Here is a 706-nt window from a genome sequence, read left to right as displayed (position 1 = left end):
CGCAAGTTACTACGTCCTTCATCGCCTCTGACTGCCAAGGCATCCACCGTATACGCTTAGTCGCTTAACCATACAACCCAAATGAGTTTCACTCATCTGCGCCGCATTGCGACCAGCTTGGTTTTACTTGTCTCACTTCTGACCAAAGAAGTGGACGCGCCTTAGACGTAAACTATTCAATAAAGAATAATTTACTATTGAATATTCAAGACACTTAATAAAGTGTTTGAGAACTCATGTTCAATGCTTKCGCATTAAACGTTTTGTAATTAATTACATGACAGACTCATGCAATTAAATACTATCAGCTTTCCAAATTGTTAAAGAACAATGCGTACCGGCTCGCGGCGCATTTAGCTCTGACTTCTCCTAAGAGAAGCTAAACAAGCAATCTGTGTGAACACTCAAAAGGTACACGGATGTACCGAATGTCGAAAATGCAGGAGCATTTTTCGACCAAACATTAAGTTAGTCGTATAGGTAAGGAGGTGATCCAGCCCCAGGTTCCCCTAGGGCTACCTTGTTACGACTTCACCCCAGTCATGAACCACAAAGTGGTGAGCGCCCCCCCGAAGGTTAAGCTACCCACTTCTTTTGCAGCCCACTCCCATGGTGTGACGGGCGGTGTGTACAAGGCCCGGGAACGTATTCACCGTGGCATTCTGATCCACGATTACTAGCGATTCCGACTTCATGGAGTCGAGTT

At 45.4% G+C, this 706-nt stretch carries 1 rRNA gene; it reads right to left on the bottom strand.

Annotation, left to right across the window (positions count from 1 at the left end):
- Nucleotides 1-481: 481 nt before the first annotated feature.
- Nucleotides 482-706, bottom strand: a 16S ribosomal RNA gene (locus L5M10_RS24010); the annotation flags it as partial.

Origin of the sequence: Shewanella sp. SM32, assembly GCF_025654235.1 — a bacterium.
GTDB lineage: Bacteria > Pseudomonadota > Gammaproteobacteria > Enterobacterales > Shewanellaceae > Shewanella > Shewanella oncorhynchi.
This window is presented reverse-complemented; position numbering and strand designations above follow the sequence as displayed.